At 55.9% G+C, this 18302-nt stretch carries 19 protein-coding genes; 8 read left to right on the top strand and 11 right to left on the bottom strand.

The genetic code is table 11. The features are described 5' to 3' along the window. Position 1: 1 nt before the first annotated feature. From livG to Q3H59_RS18745, 4 genes are all read right to left on the bottom strand, one after another. Positions 2–769: a high-affinity branched-chain amino acid ABC transporter ATP-binding protein LivG gene (gene livG / locus Q3H59_RS18730; RefSeq protein WP_110868131.1), complete on the bottom strand. Its 768-nt coding sequence runs from the start codon at positions 767–769 to the stop codon at positions 2–4. Beyond that, on the bottom strand, positions 766–2037 hold the full coding sequence (locus Q3H59_RS18735; RefSeq protein ID WP_110868130.1) for a high-affinity branched-chain amino acid ABC transporter permease LivM: 1272 nt from the start codon (positions 2035–2037) through the stop codon (positions 766–768). Before Q3H59_RS18735 ends, livG begins: the two co-directional genes overlap by 4 nt. After that, positions 2034–2960 carry a high-affinity branched-chain amino acid ABC transporter permease LivH gene (livH, locus tag Q3H59_RS18740; protein ID WP_101763097.1) on the bottom strand — a complete coding sequence of 309 codons (927 nt, stop codon included), beginning with the start codon at positions 2958–2960 and terminating at the stop codon, positions 2034–2036. Before livH ends, Q3H59_RS18735 begins: the two co-directional genes overlap by 4 nt. Positions 2961–3026: 66 nt before the next feature. Next, the gene (locus Q3H59_RS18745; protein WP_061718403.1) at positions 3027–4154 is read right to left on the bottom strand and encodes a branched-chain amino acid ABC transporter substrate-binding protein; all 1128 of its coding nucleotides are present in this window, start codon (positions 4152–4154) and stop codon (positions 3027–3029) included. Positions 4155–4345: 191 nt separating this feature from the next. Here Q3H59_RS18745 and Q3H59_RS18750 point away from each other — a divergent pair, with 191 nt between their 5' ends. Both Q3H59_RS18750 and panM read left to right on the top strand, forming a co-directional pair. Continuing rightward, positions 4346–4471: a hypothetical protein gene (locus tag Q3H59_RS18750; RefSeq protein ID WP_255527713.1), complete on the top strand. Its 126-nt coding sequence runs from the start codon at positions 4346–4348 to the stop codon at positions 4469–4471. A gap of 85 nt (positions 4472–4556) precedes the next feature. After that, positions 4557–4943: an aspartate 1-decarboxylase autocleavage activator PanM gene (gene panM, locus Q3H59_RS18755; RefSeq protein WP_309836316.1), complete on the top strand. Its 387-nt coding sequence runs from the start codon at positions 4557–4559 to the stop codon at positions 4941–4943. Positions 4944–5038: 95 nt separating this feature from the next. Here the strand turns inward: panM and rpoH are convergent, their stop codons facing one another. The 4 genes from rpoH to ftsY all read right to left on the bottom strand — a co-directional run bounded on the left by rpoH (position 5039) and on the right by ftsY (position 9228). Continuing rightward, positions 5039–5896, bottom strand: coding sequence for an RNA polymerase sigma factor RpoH (gene rpoH / locus Q3H59_RS18760; protein WP_064737937.1), 858 nt, complete (start codon positions 5894–5896; stop codon positions 5039–5041). Positions 5897–6135: 239 nt separating this feature from the next. Next, entirely contained in the window at positions 6136–7119 is a 984-nt protein-coding gene (ftsX, locus tag Q3H59_RS18765; protein ID WP_101763100.1) for a permease-like cell division protein FtsX, read from the bottom strand. Beyond that, on the bottom strand, positions 7109–7777 hold the full coding sequence (gene ftsE, locus Q3H59_RS18770; RefSeq protein ID WP_008109888.1) for a cell division ATP-binding protein FtsE: 669 nt from the start codon (positions 7775–7777) through the stop codon (positions 7109–7111). The genes ftsX and ftsE overlap by 11 nt, the downstream gene beginning before the upstream one ends. A gap of 5 nt (positions 7778–7782) precedes the next feature. Next, entirely contained in the window at positions 7783–9228 is a 1446-nt protein-coding gene (gene ftsY / locus Q3H59_RS18775; protein ID WP_280172332.1) for a signal recognition particle-docking protein FtsY, read from the bottom strand. 232 nt (positions 9229–9460) lie between these two features. Here ftsY and rsmD point away from each other — a divergent pair, with 232 nt between their 5' ends. Together rsmD and Q3H59_RS18785 are read left to right on the top strand one after the other, a co-directional pair. Beyond that, the gene (rsmD, locus tag Q3H59_RS18780) at positions 9461–10057 is read left to right on the top strand and encodes a 16S rRNA (guanine(966)-N(2))-methyltransferase (RefSeq protein WP_101763102.1); all 597 of its coding nucleotides are present in this window, start codon (positions 9461–9463) and stop codon (positions 10055–10057) included. Further along, complete coding sequence (locus tag Q3H59_RS18785; RefSeq protein ID WP_008109883.1) at positions 10047–10316, top strand: DUF1145 family protein; 270 nt, start codon at positions 10047–10049, stop codon at positions 10314–10316. Before rsmD ends, Q3H59_RS18785 begins: the two co-directional genes overlap by 11 nt. Positions 10317–10356: 40 nt before the next feature. Here Q3H59_RS18785 and Q3H59_RS18790 read toward each other — a convergent pair whose 3' ends face one another. Continuing rightward, entirely contained in the window at positions 10357–10713 is a 357-nt protein-coding gene (locus Q3H59_RS18790) for a DUF2500 domain-containing protein (RefSeq protein ID WP_101763103.1), read from the bottom strand. A 164-nt stretch (positions 10714–10877) separates the two neighbouring features. On the opposite strand from Q3H59_RS18790, the gene Q3H59_RS18795 reads away from it, so the two are divergent. Both Q3H59_RS18795 and Q3H59_RS18800 read left to right on the top strand, forming a co-directional pair. Beyond that, complete coding sequence (locus Q3H59_RS18795; protein WP_101763104.1) at positions 10878–11507, top strand: lysoplasmalogenase; 630 nt, start codon at positions 10878–10880, stop codon at positions 11505–11507. A gap of 92 nt (positions 11508–11599) precedes the next feature. Beyond that, positions 11600–13876, top strand: a complete 2277-nt coding sequence (locus Q3H59_RS18800) for a zinc/cadmium/mercury/lead-transporting ATPase (protein ID WP_309836323.1) — start codon at positions 11600–11602, stop codon at positions 13874–13876. Here the strand turns inward: Q3H59_RS18800 and tusA are convergent. Continuing rightward, positions 13873–14118, bottom strand: coding sequence for a sulfurtransferase TusA (tusA, locus tag Q3H59_RS18805; RefSeq protein WP_036649974.1), 246 nt, complete (start codon positions 14116–14118; stop codon positions 13873–13875). The genes Q3H59_RS18800 and tusA overlap by 4 nt on opposite strands. 193 nt (positions 14119–14311) lie before the next feature. On the opposite strand from tusA, the gene Q3H59_RS18810 reads away from it, so the two are divergent. Both Q3H59_RS18810 and Q3H59_RS18815 read left to right on the top strand, forming a co-directional pair. Further along, positions 14312–14977, top strand: coding sequence for a 7-cyano-7-deazaguanine/7-aminomethyl-7-deazaguanine transporter (locus Q3H59_RS18810; RefSeq protein ID WP_137384947.1), 666 nt, complete (start codon positions 14312–14314; stop codon positions 14975–14977). 116 nt (positions 14978–15093) lie between these two features. Next, the gene (locus Q3H59_RS18815) at positions 15094–15651 is read left to right on the top strand and encodes a DcrB family lipoprotein (RefSeq protein WP_061718408.1); all 558 of its coding nucleotides are present in this window, start codon (positions 15094–15096) and stop codon (positions 15649–15651) included. 183 nt (positions 15652–15834) lie between these two features. Here the strand turns inward: Q3H59_RS18815 and glgP are convergent, their stop codons facing one another. Beyond that, positions 15835–18282, bottom strand: coding sequence for a glycogen phosphorylase (gene glgP, locus Q3H59_RS18820; protein ID WP_192236047.1), 2448 nt, complete (start codon positions 18280–18282; stop codon positions 15835–15837). Positions 18283–18302 lie beyond the last annotated feature (20 nt).

The following is an 18302-nucleotide window of genomic DNA, read 5'->3' on the forward strand; positions in this document are numbered from 1 at the left end:
GTTACGCCTCACCTAAATAAGCACGGATCACATCCGGATTGTTACGCACCTGTTCCGGCGTGCCGTTAGCCAGCGGCGTTCCCTGATTAACCACGTAAATGCGGTCAGAAATGCCCATCACCAACTTCATATCGTGTTCAATCAGCAGCACGGAAACCTTGTGCTCACCGCGCAGTTCGGCGATCAGCTCATCGAGTTCGTGCGTTTCACGCGGGTTAAGACCCGCCGCCGGTTCATCCAGCATCAGGATTTCCGGACGCGTCACCATGCAGCGCGCAATCTCCAGACGACGCTGCTGACCATAAGCAAGGTTACCCGCCTGACGGTTAGCCAGATCCAGCAAACCGATGCGTTCAAGCCAGGTTGCCGCGCGATCCAGCGCTTCGCTCTCACCGCGACGGAAAGCCGGGGTTTTGAACAAGCCGGAGAACACGCCGCTTTTCAGGTGCTGATGCTGTGCCACCAGCAGGTTCTCAATCACCGTCATTTCACGGAACAGACGCACATGCTGGAAGGTACGCACAATGCCCATGCGCGCAATCTTCTGGCCTGGCAAACCTTGCAGTTGTTGATCGCGCAGTTTGATGGTGCCGCCGGTCGGTTTGTAGAAACCGGTCAGGCAGTTGAACACCGTGGTTTTACCGGCACCGTTCGGGCCGATCAGCGAAACAATTTCCTGTGGATGCAGCTCAAGCGCCACGTTGTTGACGGCTAACAGGCCGCCGAAGCGCATCATCAGGCCTTCAACGGCTAATAAAGGCTGACTCATGCCTGCTCTCCTTGTTTACTGCTTTTCATCTTCAGATGCGGACGCTTCATCGGCAGCAGACCTTGCGGACGCCAGATCATCATCAGCACCATCAAACCGCCGAGCACCAGCATGCTGTACTCGTTCAAATCACGCATCAGCTCGCGTGATACCACCAGCAGAATCGCTGCAAGGATCACTGCCAGCTGCGAACCCATGCCGCCCAACACCACAATCGCCAGCACAAAGGCCGATTCGACGAAGGTGAAGGATTCCGGGCTGACGAAGCCCTGACGAGCGGCGAACAGCGTCCCCGCGAAGCCGGCGAACACGGCGCTGATGGTGAAAGCGGTCAGCTTGATGCGCGTTGGGCTCAGGCCGAGCGAACGGCAGGCGATCTCATCTTCACGCAGCGCTTCCCACGCGCGGCCCAGCGGCATACGCAGCAAACGGTTGATCACAAACAGCGTCAGCACCACCAGCAGCAGCGCCACCAGATAGAGGAAAATCACGCGGTCGCTGGGATCGTATTTCAGGCCGAAGAAATCATGGAAAGTGCTCCAGCCGCCTTCGCTGACGCGGCGGCCAAACTCCAGACCAAACAGACTTGGCTTGGGAATCTGCGCGATGCCGTTCGGACCGCCAGTGATCGCGGTGTTATTCAGCAGCAGAATACGCACAATTTCACCAAAGCCGAGCGTGACGATCGCCAGATAGTCACCGCGCAGGCGCAGCACCGGGAAGCCAAGCATCAGGCCAAACGCACCGGCGACTAAACCGGCCAGCGGCAGACTTTCCCAGAAACCAAAACCGTAATAGTGATTAAGCAACGCGAAGGTGTAAGCGCCGATGGCGTAGAAACCGCCGTAGCCCAGCACCAGCAAACCAGACAAACCCACCACCACGTTCAACCCGAGACCGAGCATCACGTAGATCAGCGTCAGCGTGGCGATATCGACGCTGCCGCGCGAGACCAGAAACGGCCAGATAACGGCGGCGGCAATCACCAGCGCCATCAACAGCTTCTGCTTTGGCGTTGATCCATCAAAACCCGGCAGAACAAAACCTTTGCCGCTGCGTTTGAATTTGCCCTGCACCAGCGGACGCAGCAGCTGGAAGACAAACACCACCGCACAACCCATGAAAATCCAGTTCCAGCGCACCGCGCCCGCATTGGCGACCACCAGTTTGGTGCCGTCCAGATCGAGGCGCACGCCCATAAAGAAGGTAGCGAGAATCAGCAACATCACCGTGGAGATCACGGCGTTGACCAAACCGAGGCGTTTCATACTTTCTCCACCTCCGGACGGCCAAGAATCCCGGTTGGCATCACCAGCAGCACCACAATCAGCAGCGCGAAGGAGACCACATCTTTATACTCGGTCGACAGATACGCCGAGGTTAGCGCTTCTGCAATGCCCAGCACCAGGCCGCCAATCATCGCGCCTGGAATACTGCCGATACCGCCTAATACCGCGGCGGTGAAGGCTTTCATCCCGGCCATAAAGCCAATGAATGGGTTAATGGAGCCGTAGAATTGACCGAGCAATACGCCCGCCACCGCGGCCATCGCCGCACCAATGATAAAGGTGAGAGAGATAACGCGATCGGTGTTGATACCCAGCAGGCTGGCCATTTTCAAATCTTCTGCACAGGCGCGGCAGGCGCGGCCCATGCGCGAATAACGGATAAACAGCGTCAGCGCCAGCATCGACAGGAAGGTCACCACCCAAATCACCAGTTGCATGGTGGAGAGCGTGGCCGCAAAGCCGTTGCTCTCGCCCAACGTCCACTGGCCGGTGATCAGGCTTGGCAGCGCGAGATCGCGCGAGCCTTGCGTCAGGCTGACGTAGTTTTGCAGGAAGATCGACATACCGATCGCTGAGATCAGCGCGATCAGGCGCTTAGACGATCGCACCGGCCGGTACGCCACGCGCTCGATGCTCCAGCCATAGGCGCTGGAGATGATCACCGCCATCACGAAACCAGCGGCGATCATCAGCCACGAGGTATCGATGCCCATCATCATCAGGGCGGCAATCACGATAAAGGAGACATAGCTACCGATCATGTACACCTCGCCGTGGGCGAAGTTGATCATGCCGATAATGCCGTAAACCATGGTGTAACCGATGGCGATCAGCGCGTAGGTGCTCCCGAGGGTCACCCCGTTGAACATCTGCTGAATAAAATAGAGAAACTGCTCGGACATAGTGAGGACCTGCTCTGGAGCTGAATAATTCCCTCTCCCGCGTGCGGGAAAGGGAATTTTGGGGGATTACTTAACTGCGGTAGAAGAGCCGTCTTTGTGCCATTTGAAGACACCAAATTCGAAGCCCTTCAGGTCACCTTTCTCATCCCAGTTCAGGTTGCCCATCACGGTTGGAACGGCAGCGCCCTCTTTCAGGTTCTTCGCAATCGCATCGGGCTCATCGCTCTTACTGCGCTCGATTCCGGCCACCAGCGACTGAATCGCCGCGTAGGTGGTCCAGACGAATGGACCGGTTGGATCTTTGCGGTTAGACGCGGTGTTGGCTTTAATCGCATCAACAATCGCCTTGTTCTCTGGCAGCTGGTCATAACGTTTCGGCAGGGTCACGAACAGGCCTTCAGACGCATCGCCAGCGATGTTAGACAGGGAAGCGTTGCCCACGCCTTCCGGCCCCATGAAACCGGCATTCAGGCCAGCGGATTTTGCCTGACGCAGAATCTGGCCCAGCTCCGGGTAATAGCCACCGTAGTAAACGAAATCGACGTTTTCTTTCTTCAGACGCGCAATCAGCGTGGAGAAGTCTTTATCACCGGCGGTGATACCTTCAAACAGCACCACGTTGCCGCCTTTGGCTTTCAGGGTTTTCTGCACCGATTCCGCCAGACCCTGACCATATTGCTGTTTGTCATGCACCACAGCGATACGTTTTGGTTTGATGTGGTCGAGGATGTAGGTCGCCGCCGTTGGGCCCTGATCGGAATCCAGGCCGGTAGTACGCAGCACGTCAGCATAGCCACGCGCCGTCAGTTCAGGCGCGGTAGCGGCTGGGGTGATCATCAGCACGCCTTCGTCGTTATAAATGTCTGAAGCAGGCTGAGTAGAGGAGGAGCACAGATGGCCGATAACGTATTTGATGCCGTCGTTAACCACTTTGTTGGCAACCGCAACCGCTTGTTTCGGGTCACAGGCATCGTCATATTCCACGCCAACCAGTTTGTCACCGTTAACGCCGCCTTTGGCGTTGATGTCCTTAATCGCCTGCGCGGCACCGGTAAACTGCATGTCACCGTACTGCGCGACCGGACCGGTTGATGCGCCTACGATGGCAATTTTGATGTCTTTAGCCAGCGCCGCATGGCTCATCGCCAGGGCAACGCAGCCCGCCAGTAATGCGCGTCCTTTACTCATTTTCATGCGAACTTCCCCATCTGTTGTGTCGTGTTTGTTGTGATTGTTTATTTTCTGCCAGTCAAAGAGGAAAACTCATTCTGCAATAATGGGTTAGCACGCTTTTCTGGCATTTATAGGTAATAAGGCTTTATTTTTCAGGTTATTAAACAGGAACTTTCTTCTGTAAATCAACTGACATATTCAGAATTGACTGAGTGGATCAGCAGAATCGTCTGGTTGTTATGGCCGATTTTTCAGCAGGATACCAGCGCGTTATGCTGGCTTTTTCAACTATCGTTGATGGCTTACTCCACAATCCTGGCAAACTGACCGGCATTTGACCTATTTTCATCAGAAAAAAGTGACAGCGCTCTGACTGTCTAAATTCGCTACACTATCGCCTTTGCACTAGTACAGGTATTAGGTATGAAGCTGACAATCCAGCGCTTAGCATCGTTAACCGCTCAGGATCGTATCGATTTAGCTAAAGTCTGGCCGGAAATCGATATTGTGCAACTGGAAGCACAACTCAGCGACACGCAGCGTTTGTATGCGGCGCGTTTTAACGACCGATTACTGGCGGCGCTGCAGCTGACCCTCAGCGGCACGCAGGGGAAAATTACCCACCTCAACGTTCGCGAAGTCACGCGTCGACGTGGCGTGGGGCAATACTTGCTGGAAGAGACAATCGCGCAGAATAGCGCGTTAGCAGATTGGTGGATTGCCGATGACGGCGACGCCGATCAGGGCGTGCGTGCGTCATTTATGCAGGCTTGTGGTTTTCGTGCGCAGGCTGATGGTTGGGTACGTTGAAAGGATGTCGCGCGGAATGTCTGAACATGATGCGTAGCGACCAGGTAATAAAAAGGGCGACTTAAAAGTCGCCCCGTTTTTCCACCCGATCACCATCAGGCTTCAATCGCCACACGCAGTTTCTTCATGGCGTTCTTTTCCAGCTGACGCACGCGCTCCGCAGAGACGCCGTATTTGTCGGCCAACTCCTGCAGCGTGGTTTTGTTGTCATCGTCCAGCCAGCGGGCACGGATAATGTCCTGACTACGCTCGTCAAGGCTCAGCATCGCATCGCTCAGCTTGTCAGCCGCATGTGCATCCCAGTTGTCCTCTTCGATGCCATCGGCAAAGTCAGAGGTTTTATCCTGCAGATACAGCACCGGCGCCATCGCTTTGCCTTCGCCTGCTTCGTCATCAGATGACATGTCGAAAGTCATATCCTGCGCAGCCATGCGCGATTCCATTTCCAGCACGTCTTTACTGCTCACGCCCAGCTCGCGTGCGACCATTTCCACTTCGTCCTGGTTAAACCAACCGAGACGCTGTTTGCTTTTACGCAGGTTAAAGAACAGCTTGCGCTGCGCTTTGGTGGTCGCGACTTTCACGATACGCCAGTTACGCAGCACGTATTCGTGAATCTCTGCTTTAATCCAGTGCACGGCAAACGACACCAGGCGCACGCCGACTTCAGGGTTGAAGCGACGCACCGCCTTCATCAGGCCGATGTTACCTTCCTGAATCAGGTCCGCCTGCGGCAAGCCGTAACCGGAGTAGTTACGAGCAATATGAACAACAAAGCGCAGGTGAGACAGGATCAGCGTCTTTGCTGCATCCAGATCGCCCTGGTAATGCAGCCGCTCAGCCAATGCTTTTTCCTCTTCTGCCGTCAGCACCGGCCAGTTGTTGGCAGCCCGAACGTAAGATTCCAGGTTACCCAGAGGAGCAATCGCTAAAGTTTGCATTTCTTTGGTCATTCAAACCCTCACAAATTCAATGGACTTGCTGCACAGTTCCTTGCGCAAACGCTACATTATGTCAACGTCGCGAAAAAACCAGAAGCAATCTGTGCTACTTGGACGACAAAGTTATCCACAAGTTCAATTATAGCAGTGAATATTTTACACACAGATGACGGCGGGGGATATAGGAGAATTCCTCTGCTCCCAGGTCGTCGGCAGCAGAGGAAGAGTATAGCAAAAAACGTTGCTTTTGGTTACTGCGGCGTAAAACGGCGTAAATGTTGCACTGTTGCCAGCCAGGCGGCAATCCAGCCGATGATGGCGGCGATCAGCAGTAACAGCAGCCCTTCATCCCAGGAGAAACCTTCCAGCACAAAGGTGGTACCGAATACGGTTGCTACTTGCGCCACCACCGATTGCAGGCGCAACACCAGCACTTCCGAGAGCAGCAGCGACAGCACCGCGCCGCCCAAACCTAACAGCGCACCGCCGTACAGGAATGGACGCAGGATAAAGCCGTCGGTGGCACCAATCAGCTTCTGCACGTTAATTGTATCGCGCCGCGCAAAGATGCTGAGCCGCACGCTGTTGCCGATCACCAGGAACACCGCAACCACCATCAGCAGGCCAATCATTGAGGCAATCTGTCCCACCAGCCCGGTTAGCGCCGCTAAACGCGCGAACCAGCTGTCATCCATACGCACTTCATCAACGCCCTGCACTTTAGATACGCGATCGCGCAGATTCGCCATGGTGTCCGAATTCTGGAAATTAAGTTTCGGCGTGATGATGGCCACCGCCGGCAGCGGATTCTGCTCCAGCATGTCCATCGAACCACCAAAACCAGACCAGTTGCGGAACTCATTCAACGCTTCTTCACGCGTCAGATAGTTGACGTTGTCCACGCCATCGAGCTGCTTGAGCTGCGCGGTGACATTCTCCGCTGCAGTGTCATCCAGCGCTTTATCCAGATAAACCGTTAGCTGCGGCGCGGGATACCACTGCGTCGCCGCCTGGCTGACGTTCTTCCACACCATGTAGCACACGCTCGGCAGCGTCAGGGAAATGGCGATCACCATCACCGTCAGCAGCGTCGCCAGCGGCTGACGCCACATATCCGACAGCGTGCCGCGCAGCGCATAGCGCCACTGTTCCTGCCAGCCGCCTTTCAGCGCCTTGCTTTTAGAGGGCTGCTTCGCTTTCGGCGCTGGTGCGCGCTTGTTGCGTTTATTGACCATCGTGGCCTCCGTGCAGACGTCCCTGATTGAGCGTCATCACGCGGTAATTCCGGCGTGCAATCAGCCCGACATCGTGCGTTGCCATTAACACCGTGACACCAACGCGGTTGAACTCTTCGAACAGGCGCAGGATGTCTTCCGACAGCGCATTGTCGAGGTTACCGGTGGGTTCATCCGCCAGCAGCACCGCGGGCTTGTTCACCACCGCGCGGGCAATGCCGACGCGCTGCTGTTCACCGCCAGAGAGCTGAATCGGATAGCTTTTCGCTTTGTCGAGCAGGCCGACTTTATCCAGCGCGGCCGACACGCGCCGACGAATATCTTCGCCGCTGGCACCGGAAATGATCAGCGGGATCGCCACGTTGTCGTAGACCGAACGATCCATCAACAAATGGTGATCCTGGAAAATCATGCCGATTTGACGTCGCAGGAAAGGCACTTCGCTGTGACGCAGACGCGAAATATCGTGGCCGCTAAACCAGATCTGCCCGGCGCTCGGGCGCTCAATGCCACAAATCAGCTTTAGTAAGGTACTTTTCCCCGCACCGGAATGGCCGGTCAGGAACGCCATTTCGCCGGGACGCAGATGGAAATCCACTCCCTGCAGCGCCTGACGTCCTCCCAGGTAAGCTTTACTGACCTCTTCAAAGCGAATCATCCCAATCATTCCTCTCGGGCAAACAGTGCCTCAATAAAGTCTGCGGCCTTAAACGGCCGTAAATCCTCGATGCCTTCCCCAACACCGATATAACGAATCGGAATGCCGAACTGATCGGCAACCGAGAAGATCACGCCGCCTTTGGCGGTTCCATCCAGTTTCGTCAGGGTGATGCCGGTCAGGCCCACCGCTTCATGGAACAGTTTGGCCTGGCTGATAGCGTTTTGCCCGGTGCTGGCGTCGAGCGTCAGCATCACTTCATGTGGCGCATCTTCGTCCAGCTTCTTCATCACGCGGGTAATTTTCTTCAGCTCTTCCATCAGGTGCGATTTGTTCTGCAGACGACCCGCGGTATCGGCGATCAGTACATCCACATTGCGCGACTTGGCCGCCTGGATGGCGTCAAAAATCACCGAGGCAGAATCTGCGCCGGTATGCTGCGCCACCACAGGAATGTTGTTGCGCTGGCCCCAAACCTGCAGCTGCTCAACGGCGGCGGCACGGAAGGTATCGCCCGCTGCCAGCATCACCGATTTGCCCTGCGCCTGATACTGACGCGCCAGCTTACCGATGGTGGTGGTTTTACCCACGCCGTTGACGCCTACCATCAGGATGACGAATGGCGTTTTGCCACCCACTTCCAGCGGCTGATCCACTTTTTCCAGAATACCGGACATTTCCGCTTTCAGCAGGCCATACAGCGCTTCCGCATCGCGTAGCTGCTTGCGGTTGGCCTGTTGTGTCAGATTGGTGATGATGCGGCGGGTGGTTTCGACGCCAACGTCGGCAATCAGCAGCTGCTCTTCCAGCTCTTCAAACAGATCGTCATCGATTTTCTTGCCGCGGAACAGGCTGATAAAGCCAGAACCGAGGTTTTCACGGGTTTTTACCAGGCTGCGTTTCAGTCGGGCGAAGAAGCCCTCTTTGGTCGGACGCTCCTGCTCCTGCGCGATGATTGGCGCAGCGGCCAGCGGCAGATCGCTCACGGTATCCTGCGTGGCTTCGGCTAGCTCAGCATCTTCCGCATAGGTTTCCGCTAACGCCAGCGCTTCCAGTTCTTCGTCAGTTAATGGCGCTTCTTCGTGCAGTTCAGGCTCATCAAGCGCCAGCTCTTCCAGCTGCGGCTCTTCTTCGATCGGTACCACATCCGGCGCTGCTATCTCTTCTGGCAGCACCTCTTCAACGATTGCGGTAACCGGCTCAGGTTCCTGCGGCTCGATGACCGGCTCTTCAATCAGTTCCGGTTCAACCTGCTGCTGTTCCGCCACCTGTTCAGTGACGGCGACGGTTTCAACAGCCTGCGCTTCGGCGCGATCGAGCGCACTCTCTTCAACGGCAGGCTCAGCGACCACCTCGGCAGTTTGCTGCTGCTCTTCAGCAGGTAGTTGCGTCTCTTCTTCTTTGCCAAAGCCTAACCAGGAAAAAAAGCCGCGTTTTTTCTCTTTTGCCATTGTGTGACCCTACTCCTCGATGGCTTATTCCCGGTAGCACGCTTGTTCCCAGGGGATAAAATATTCAATTTTAAGCGGGTGAGCGGCGTAAAAATCAGGTAATTACGCGCGCTATACCAACTCAGTAGTCTAACACTTTCCAGCCAGCGCACCACAGCACCCTTTTTTAACGTTTCTTCTGCCCGCTACGCCCGTTAAACTACGCAACAAAATATGACGAGTTGTGAGCGAAATGAGTAAATCCCCCCGCAGCAGCAGCGCTGGCCAGATCCGCATCATTGGCGGTCAGTGGCGCGGCCGTAAATTACCGGTGCCGGATAGCGCAGGTTTGCGCCCGACCACCGATCGCGTACGTGAAACCCTGTTTAACTGGCTGGCGCCGGATATTCAGGAAGCGCGCTGCCTCGATTGCTTCGCCGGCAGCGGCGCGTTAGGGCTGGAAGCGCTGTCTCGCTATGCAGCGTCGGCCACGCTGCTGGAGCTGGAGCGTTCGGTGGCGCAACAGCTGTCACAGAATCTGCAAACGCTGCGTGCTACGCAGGCAAAAGTGGTGCAAACCAACACGCTGCAGTGGTTAAGCCAGCCGGGCGAGCCGTTTGACGTGGTGTTTGTTGACCCGCCTTTCCGTAAAGGGCTGTTACAGGAAACATTGTCGCTGCTGGAGCAAAATGGCTGGTTAGCGGCTGAAGCGCTGATTTATGTCGAGAGCGAAGTGGAAAATGGCACGCCTGTCGCACCCGCAAATTGGGATTTGTACCGCGAGAAGATTGCCGGTCAGGTGGCTTATCGCTTATATCAACGCCAACAGGAGACGCACGATGTGGCTTAATTTGGGACGTTTGCTGATGATTTGCGTCTGGGCCTTTTTATTGCTCAATCTGGTGCAACCTTTCCCAACGCCGCTGCGCTATTTCGTGCACGTGGCGCTGTTCTTTATGGTGATTATGCACGGCCTGCAGCTGGTGTTGCTGCGCGCCACCCAGCCCAAAGACGCCCCAAAACTGAGCGGCGTAACCCAGGCGAAGATCTTCTTTTTTGGCGTGTTTGAGCTGCTGGCGTGGCAGAAAAAGCATTATCCGAAGATGTAGTTTCGTGCGGTTTATAGCCAGGTCGCCATGAATGGCGGCCCTATTGGGCCGGAGTAAAACTCACAAAACGCGTGCCTTTCATCTTCAACTCGCCCTTCGCGCCTTTATCGATCTGGTGATACTGGTTCGCATTCACCGTCACTTTAATATCGCTGGCACCGTTCAACGGATGGAACCAGGCTTCATATTTCATCTCTTCCGCCACAATCTCTTCACGCTGACGTGAACGGCGATTGGGCGACGGAAATTCGCGTTTGGTTTTCACTTCCACGCTCAGTGAGCGCACCGGCGAGGCATCGTTCACCGCCGTTTCGCGGCGCTGTTTAATAAACTGACGGGTCGCCAAAACGGCAATAATGGCCAGTACGATGAAAAAGATTAGCGGTGGTTTGCTCATGATTTATCTCGTGCTTTGCGTTAATTCGGAACGGGTAAAGACGACAAAGCATACAACCAGAGTCGGCTGATTGTCACATTTGGCGCCGGTAACTTACACTGAGAGGGTGATTTTGGGAAAATTCATCAAACTGGCGGACATTTCGTCCAGAAAAGGGAGAAAACATGCTTTGGTCTTTCCTTGCCGTACTTTTTTCCGGCTGGCTTTACGTCGATGCTTCATATCGCGGTCCGCAATGGCAACGCTGGCTATTTAAACCTGTCACCTTGCTGTTACTCGTTGCCTGGGCGTGGCAAGCGCCAACCTTCAACACCACCGATTATTTGATTCTGGCCGGGCTGGTCGCCACGCTGGTGGGTGACGCGTTAATGCTGTTACCGCGTCAGCAAATGCTCTATGCGCTAGGCGCATTCTTCCTGTCGCATCTGCTGTACACCATCAGTTTTGCCGCACACATGACCATGAGTTTCTTCTGGCCGATTCCCCTCACCTTCCTGATCATTGGCGTGATCGTTATCGGGATTCTGTGGAGCAAACTGGAAGATCTGCGCTGGCCTATATGCACCTTGATCGGCATGACGCTAGTGATGAACTGGATGGCGGCGGAGAACTACTTCTTCCGTCCAACTGACTTCAGTTTCTCGCTGCTGGTGGGTGCCGCGTTGCTGCTGTTAGCCAATATTGTCTGGTTTATCTCGCATTATCGCCGCCGTTTCAGCGCCGATAGCGCCATCGTCGCCGCCTGCTACTTCGCCGGTCACTTCATGATTGTGCGTTCACTGTGGCTCTACTGAAGATAACCTTACCTTCCGCTTGACTCTGGAGTCCACTCCAGAGTGTAGCATTAGGGCGCGGGCATCAGCCCGCCCCTGATTCCGGAGGTTACATGCATCAACATGCTCACCCTTGCCGCTGTGGCAAATCACACCGTCAGTCACAGCCGCTGTGCTCGATTCGCAGCGTAAAACCCGCAACATTGAACATCTCCGCGGCGCAGCCCATCACGCCAGACAGCGATTGCGGCTGCTGTGACAGCGACAGCGGATCGCCAGGCGGCGAAAGCGACGCCGAAAGCGACAGGCCCGCCCTCTCTTCACATCAATTCCGCTGGCAGATTGCGGGCATGGATTGCCCCAGCTGCGCGCGTAAAATCGAAACCGCCGTGCAACGTGTACCGCAGGTTCAGCAAGCACGCGTGATTTTTGCCAGTGAAAAACTGGTGGTCGATGCCGACCAGGATATCCGCGCCATCATTGAACAGGTGGTGAAAAATGCCGGCTTCGCGCTGAGCGCCAGCGATTCCCCATCGCCTCCACAACCCGAAAGCCGCTGGCAGGAAAACGCCGGTTTGCTGCTGCTTGGCGGAATGATGCTCGCCAGTTGGCTGCTGAGCCAGCTTTCGCCGGTTTGGGGCGATCGCCTGTTTATCGCCACCACGTTGTTAGGTTTAGCGCCGATCGCGCGCAGCGCCTGGAAACTGCTGCGTAGCGGTTCGCCGTTCAGCATTGAGATGCTGATGACCATTGCCGCCGCTGGTGCGCTGGTGATTGGCGCGCACGCCGAAGCCGCGATGGTGCTCCTGCTGTTTCAACTGGGTGAACGCCTCGAAGCGTACGCCGCCACACGCGCACGCCTTGGCGTCACCGCGCTGATGGCGCTGCGTCCCGCTACCGCCACGCGCATTAACGGCACACAGCGGGAAAACGTCCGCTTAGAAGCGCTGCAGCCCGGCGATGTGATTGAAGTGGCGGCCGGCGGACGTTTACCGGCCGATGGCGAACTGCTGCACGCCAGCGCCAGCTTTGATGAAAGCGCGTTGACCGGCGAATCGCTGCCGGTAGCGCGTGAGCCTGGCGAGCAGATCATGGCCGGTGCCACCAGCCTTGATCGTCTGGTGACGCTGAAAGTCATTTCCCAGCCGGGCCAAAGTGCCATTGACCGCATCCTGCAACTGATTGAGGAAGCCGAAACCCATCGTGCGCCGGTTGAGCGTTTTATCGATCGCTTCAGCCGCATCTATACGCCCGCCATTATGCTGCTGGCGCTGCTGGTGATGGTGCTGCCGCCGCTGCTGGGTTTTGGTGCGTGGTTGCCGTGGATTTATAAAGGGCTGACGCTGTTGCTGATTGGTTGCCCTTGTGCGCTGGTGATCTCCACGCCAGCCGCCATCACTTCCGGCCTGGCTGCTGCCGCGCGTCAGGGCGCACTGATCAAAGGCGGCGCGGCGCTGGAGCGGCTCAGTCGCGTAAATATGATGGCGTTCGACAAAACCGGCACGCTGACCGCCGGTAAACCGCAGATCAGCCACATCCAGCCATTTGGCGTGATGGCGGAAAACAACTTGCTCACCATCGCCGCCGCCGTAGAACAGGGTTCCACCCATCCGCTGGCGCGGGCGATTGTCAGCGAGGCCGAGCGGCGCGCGCTCAGGCTTCCGCAAGCTGCACAGCAGCAAACGCTGGCCGGCAGTGGTATTCGTGCTGCGATAGATGGCGTGACCTATCAACTGCTGGCGCCGCGCGAAGTCAGCCATCTTGATAATGCACAACAGCAGCAGATTGCTCAGCTGGAAGCGCAAGGCCAAACTGTGGTGCTGCTGTTGCAGGAGCAGCAGGTTCTTGGCGCGTTAGCCTTGCAGGATCAGTTGCGCGCTGAAGCCCTCAGCGCGCTGTCTGAACTGAAGAAGCTTGGTGTTAACAGCATGATGCTGACCGGCGACAATCCACGCGCGGCTGCGGCCATTGCCGCTAAGCTCAACATCGATTACCGCGCAGGTTTACTGCCCGCCGATAAAGTTGCGGCGGTGAGGACGTTAGGCACACAGCACGCATTGGCAATGGTCGGCGATGGCATTAACGATGCGCCCGCCATGAAAGCCGCCACCATCGGCATTGCGATGGGCAGCGGCACCGATGTGGCGCTGGAAGCCGCGGATGTGGCATTAACGCAAAATCAGCTGGCGATTCTGCCGCGCACCATTGTGCTGGCACGGCGCACGCGCGCCATCATTCGTCAGAACGTGGCGCTGGCGTTGGGATTAAAGGCGATTTTTCTGGTCACCACGCTGCTCGGCTTCACCGGTTTGTGGCTGGCGGTCTTAGCGGATTCCGGTGCCACCGCACTGGTGACAGCCAACGCGCTGCGCTTGCTGCGTCAGCGTTAGGCGCCTTTTTTAATTAGAAACTGGTACGGCAGGCTTTCGGTCTGCTGTGCCAGCAACTCATGCTCCATAAAGCGGCAGAAACCGGGGATATCGCGCGTGGTGGCGGGATCGTCAGCAATGATCAGCAAGGTTTCACCGGCCTGCATGCTGCGCACGGTTTTACGCACCATCATTACCGGCTCCGGGCAGCGCAGGCCAAGGGCATCAAGCTGATGGTCAGGCGCAGAAAAGGGATCGCTCATGATTCTCTGTCTGTAGTGGGTAATGGGCGCTCATTCTAGCGCGCGAATAAGCCAACGCAAGGCGATAACGATTGCGTTAAAATTAACCATTGCATAAATTGCGCAACGCGTTAAGATGCCGCCGATTTTTTATTTACCACCGTGCCAATGCACGAATCTGGGTTCCCTCACCCCATCACTAAAAAGGCTTACAATGATTAACTTCTCTGCACGTCAGCGCATGCATGCGCTGTTTTGGCTATCGCTATTCCATCTGCTGGTGATCACCTCCAGTAACTATCTGGTCCAGCTGCCGGTTTCCATCTTCGGTTTTCACACCACATGGGGCGCGTTTAGCTTTCCGTTTATTTTCCTCGCCACCGATCTGACCGTGCGCATCTTTGGCGCGCCGCTGGCACGTCGCATTATTCTGGCGGTGATGATTCCCGCGCTAGTGATCTCCTACATTGTTTCCTGCGTGTTCTATCAGGGCGAATGGCAAGGTTGGGCATCACTGGAAGAGGTGAATCTGTTTGTTGCCCGTATCGCCTGCGCCAGCTTTATGGCTTATGCGCTGGGACAAATCCTCGATGTACACGTTTTTAACCGTTTGCGCCGTTTATCGCAGTGGTGGATTGCGCCAGCGGCAGCGATGTTCCTCGGTAATATCAGCGATACGTTGGCCTTCTTTTTCATCGCCTTTTACAAGAGCCCAGATCCGTTTATGGCCACGCATTGGGTCGAAATCGCGCTGGTGGATTACAGCTTCAAAGTGCTGATCTGCATGATCTTCTTCCTGCCCGCTTACGGCGTGCTGCTAAATGCCATGCTGAAGCGCTTAGCCGAACGTTCCGCGCAGCAGCAGATCAATTTCGGCTGATTGCACATACACTAAATGCCGCATTACGCTAAGATTTCCTGACACTCCGGCGGTTGCTTTTGCTAACTAAATCCGCTTGTATAACGGCTGACTGGAATCATGTAAAAGGGAAAAGAATGCGTAACGTAGTGAAATATGTGGGTATTGGCCTGTTGGTTATCGGCCTGGCGGCATGTGACCAGAAGAAAGATGATGCGGCAGCGAACAGCAACGGTGCGAGCGCCAGCCAGTCGGCCCAGACGGTTAACCTGATGGACGGCAAACTGAGTTTCTCTCTACCGGCGGGCATGTCTGACAAGAGCGGCAAGCTCGGCTCTGAATCCACCAACATGCACGTCTATGCCGACGAAACCGGTCAGCGCGCGATTATCGTGATTGCCGGCGATCCCACCAACGAAGCGCTTGATGCGCTGGCACAGCGTCTGGAACAGCAGCAGCGCGGTCGCGACCCACAGCTGCAGGTGGTGTCTAACAAAGCGGTGACGCTGAAAGACCAGCCGGCACAGCAGCTGGATACGGTGATTTCTGCCAACAATCAGACCTCATGGTCTTCGGTGATTCTGGCGAAAGTGGATGGCAAACTGCTGACGCTGCAAATTACCTTGCCAGCAGATAATCAGCAGCAAGCACAGAGCGATGCAGATGGGATCGTCAAAAGCATCACGTTGAAATAATACCCTTCATCCTTCGAACGGCAGGTGCGTTGGCTGCATTCGTTCACCCCGGTCACTTACTAAAGTAAGCTTCCGGGGATTCGCTCATTTGCCGCCTTCCTGCCGTCCAAATGATTTTGGGTATCGATTTGGGTGTTCACGTAGGGTCGCCATTCATGGCGACTTGGTTCTGCAATCCTCGCCTTACAATCTCACTGGCGAAATGTGCCAGATCTCATCCGCATATTCCTGAATGGTGCGGTCCGACGAGAAATAACCCATATTGGCGATATTCAACGCCGCGCTGCGTTGCCACTTATCCGGCTGGCGATACAGCTTGTCCACCTTATCCTGCGTATCCACATAGCTGCGGTAATCCGCCAGCAGCTGATAGTGATCGCCGAAGTTCACCAGCGCATCAAACAGATTGCGATAGCGCCCTGGCTCCTGCGGGCTGAACACCCCGCTGGCGATTTGCGTCAGCGCCTGATGCAGCTCAGGATCATCCTCATAATACTTACGCGGGTTGTAACCGTCGGTGCGCAGCTTCTCGACCTGCGGCGTAGTGTTACCGAAGATAAAGATATTCTCCTTGCCGACATGCTCCAGCATCTCAACGTTGGCACCATCCAGCGTACCGATGGTTAACGCGCCGTTCAGCGCAAACTTCATGTTACTAGTGCCAGAGGCTTCGGTACCGGCAGTGGAGATCTGCTCGGAGAGATCCGCCGCCGGAATGATGATCTGCGCCAGGCTCACGCCATAGTTTGGAATGAACACCACCTTCAGCTTGTTCTTCACCTGCGGATCGTTGTTGATCACATTGGCGACATCGTTGATCAAGTGAATGATGTGTTTCGCCACGTAATAGGCCGACGCCGCTTTGCCGGCGAAGATATTAACGCGCGGCACCCATTCTGCGCTGGGATCGGCCTTGATGCGGTTGTAGCGCGTGATAACGTGCAGCACGTTCAGCAGCTGACGTTTGTATTCGTGGATGCGCTTAATCTGCACATCAAACAGCGCATGCGGATCGAGCACGATATCCATGTTCTTCGCCACCCAATCCGCCAGGCGTTTTTTGTTGGCAAACTTGGCGTCGGCGATCTGCTGGATAAAGGCCGGATAATCGATCTGCGTGGTCAATTCGTTGAGCTGGCCAAGATCGGTGCGCCAGTTGCGGCCAATCGCCTCGTCCAGCACCTCGGAGAGCGCCGGATTCGCCAGCGCCAGCCAGCGACGTGGCGTCACGCCGTTAGTTTTATTGCAGAAACGGCCCGGGAACAGACGCGCGAAGTCAGCGAACAGCGATTGCACCATCAAGTTGGAGTGCAACTCTGACACACCGTTAACTTTGTGGCTCACCACCACCGCCAGCCACGCCATGCGAATGCGGCGGCCGTCGTTCTCATCGATGATCGAGATGCGCGCTAACAGCTCCCAATCATCCGGGTAATATTCCTGAATGGTTTTCAGGAAGTAGTCGTTAATTTCAAAAATAATGCTGAGATGACGCGGCAGGATCTTGCCAATCATATCCACTGGCCAGGTTTCCAGCGCTTCCGTCATCAGCGTGTGGTTGGTGTAGGAGAACACCTGACAGGTCACTTCAAAGGCATCGTCCCAGCTGAATTTCTGCTCGTCGATCAGTATGCGCATCAGTTCCGGGATCGCCAGCACCGGATGCGTATCGTTGAGGTGGATGGCAATTTTGTCCGGCAAATTGTCCCAGGTTTCATGCATCTGCCAGTGACGATTGAGAATATCCTGCACCGTCGAGGAGACGAGGAAATACTCCTGACGCAGACGCAGCTCGCGCCCCGAATAGGTGGAGTCATCGGGATAGAGCACGCGCGACACGTTTTCCGAGTGGTTTTTATCTTCTACCGCGGCGAAGTAATCACCCTGGTTGAACTTACCGAGGTTGATTTCGTTACTGGCCTGCGCGCCCCACAAGCGCAGCGTGTTGGTGGCATCGGTATCAAAACCGGGAATGATTTGATCGTAAGCCATCGCCACGATCTCCTCGGTTTCCACCCAGCGCACCCGCGCGCCTTCATGTTGCAGACGGCCGCCGAAGCGCACTTTGTAGCGCGTGTTAAAGCGCTGGAATTCCCACGGATTGCCGTACTCCAGCCAGTAATCCGGCGATTCGCGCTGCTGGCCGTCAACGATATTCTGCTTAAACATGCCGTAGTCATAACGAATGCCGTAGCCGCGCCCCGGTAAACCGAGCGTGGCGAGCGAATCCAGGAAGCAGGCCGCCAAACGCCCTAAACCGCCATTACCGAGGCCGGGATCGTTCTCCTCTTCCATCAGTTCGCTGAGGTCGAGGCCCATCTCTTCCAGCGCCTGATTGAGATCCTCATAAATGCCCATCGCCAGCAACGCGTTGCCGAGCGTGCGCCCCATCAGGAACTCCATCGACAGGTAATAAACCTGCCGCACATCCTGCGAGAGCTGCGCGCGACTGGAGCGCAGCCAGCGTTCCACCATGCGATCACGCACCGCCAGCAGCGCGGCGTTGAGCCACTCATGCTTATTCGCGATCGATGGATCTTTACCAATAGTAAACATCAGCTTATAGGCGATTGAGTGCTTCAGCGCATCAACCGTCAGCGTGGGTGAGGCATAGGTGAAAGGTGCATTCATATCAAGTATCCCAATCTCTC

Origin of the sequence: Pantoea sp. SORGH_AS_0659, assembly GCF_031453915.1 — a bacterium.
In the GTDB taxonomy this organism is placed as follows: domain Bacteria; phylum Pseudomonadota; class Gammaproteobacteria; order Enterobacterales; family Enterobacteriaceae; genus Pantoea; species Pantoea leporis.

Bases quoted from the DNA above. Each gene is read 5' to 3' on its own strand.
- Q3H59_RS18785 (WP_008109883.1), top strand. From the start codon at position 10,047: ATGTGGCTTAATTTGGGACGTTTGCTGATGATTTGCGTCTGGGCCTTT.
- Q3H59_RS18745 (WP_061718403.1), bottom strand. From the start codon at position 4,154: ATGAAAATGAGTAAAGGACGCGCATTACTGGCGGGCTGCGTTGCCCTG.
- Q3H59_RS18795 (WP_101763104.1), top strand. From the start codon at position 10,878: ATGCTTTGGTCTTTCCTTGCCGTACTTTTTTCCGGCTGGCTTTACGTC.
- panM (WP_309836316.1), top strand. From the start codon at position 4,557: ATGAAGCTGACAATCCAGCGCTTAGCATCGTTAACCGCTCAGGATCGT.
- glgP (WP_192236047.1), bottom strand. From the start codon at position 18,282: ATGAATGCACCTTTCACCTATGCCTCACCCACGCTGACGGTTGATGCG.
- rpoH (WP_064737937.1), bottom strand. From the start codon at position 5,896: ATGACCAAAGAAATGCAAACTTTAGCGATTGCTCCTCTGGGTAACCTG.
- ftsY (WP_280172332.1), bottom strand. From the start codon at position 9,228: ATGGCAAAAGAGAAAAAACGCGGCTTTTTTTCCTGGTTAGGCTTTGGC.
- Q3H59_RS18810 (WP_137384947.1), top strand. From the start codon at position 14,312: ATGATTAACTTCTCTGCACGTCAGCGCATGCATGCGCTGTTTTGGCTA.
- tusA (WP_036649974.1), bottom strand. From the start codon at position 14,118: ATGAGCGATCCCTTTTCTGCGCCTGACCATCAGCTTGATGCCCTTGGC.
- rsmD (WP_101763102.1), top strand. From the start codon at position 9,461: ATGAGTAAATCCCCCCGCAGCAGCAGCGCTGGCCAGATCCGCATCATT.
- livH (WP_101763097.1), bottom strand. From the start codon at position 2,960: ATGTCCGAGCAGTTTCTCTATTTTATTCAGCAGATGTTCAACGGGGTG.
- ftsE (WP_008109888.1), bottom strand. From the start codon at position 7,777: ATGATTCGCTTTGAAGAGGTCAGTAAAGCTTACCTGGGAGGACGTCAG.
- Q3H59_RS18735 (WP_110868130.1), bottom strand. From the start codon at position 2,037: ATGAAACGCCTCGGTTTGGTCAACGCCGTGATCTCCACGGTGATGTTG.
- Q3H59_RS18800 (WP_309836323.1), top strand. From the start codon at position 11,600: ATGCATCAACATGCTCACCCTTGCCGCTGTGGCAAATCACACCGTCAG.
- Q3H59_RS18815 (WP_061718408.1), top strand. From the start codon at position 15,094: ATGCGTAACGTAGTGAAATATGTGGGTATTGGCCTGTTGGTTATCGGC.
- livG (WP_110868131.1), bottom strand. From the start codon at position 769: ATGAGTCAGCCTTTATTAGCCGTTGAAGGCCTGATGATGCGCTTCGGC.
- Q3H59_RS18790 (WP_101763103.1), bottom strand. From the start codon at position 10,713: ATGAGCAAACCACCGCTAATCTTTTTCATCGTACTGGCCATTATTGCC.
- ftsX (WP_101763100.1), bottom strand. From the start codon at position 7,119: ATGGTCAATAAACGCAACAAGCGCGCACCAGCGCCGAAAGCGAAGCAG.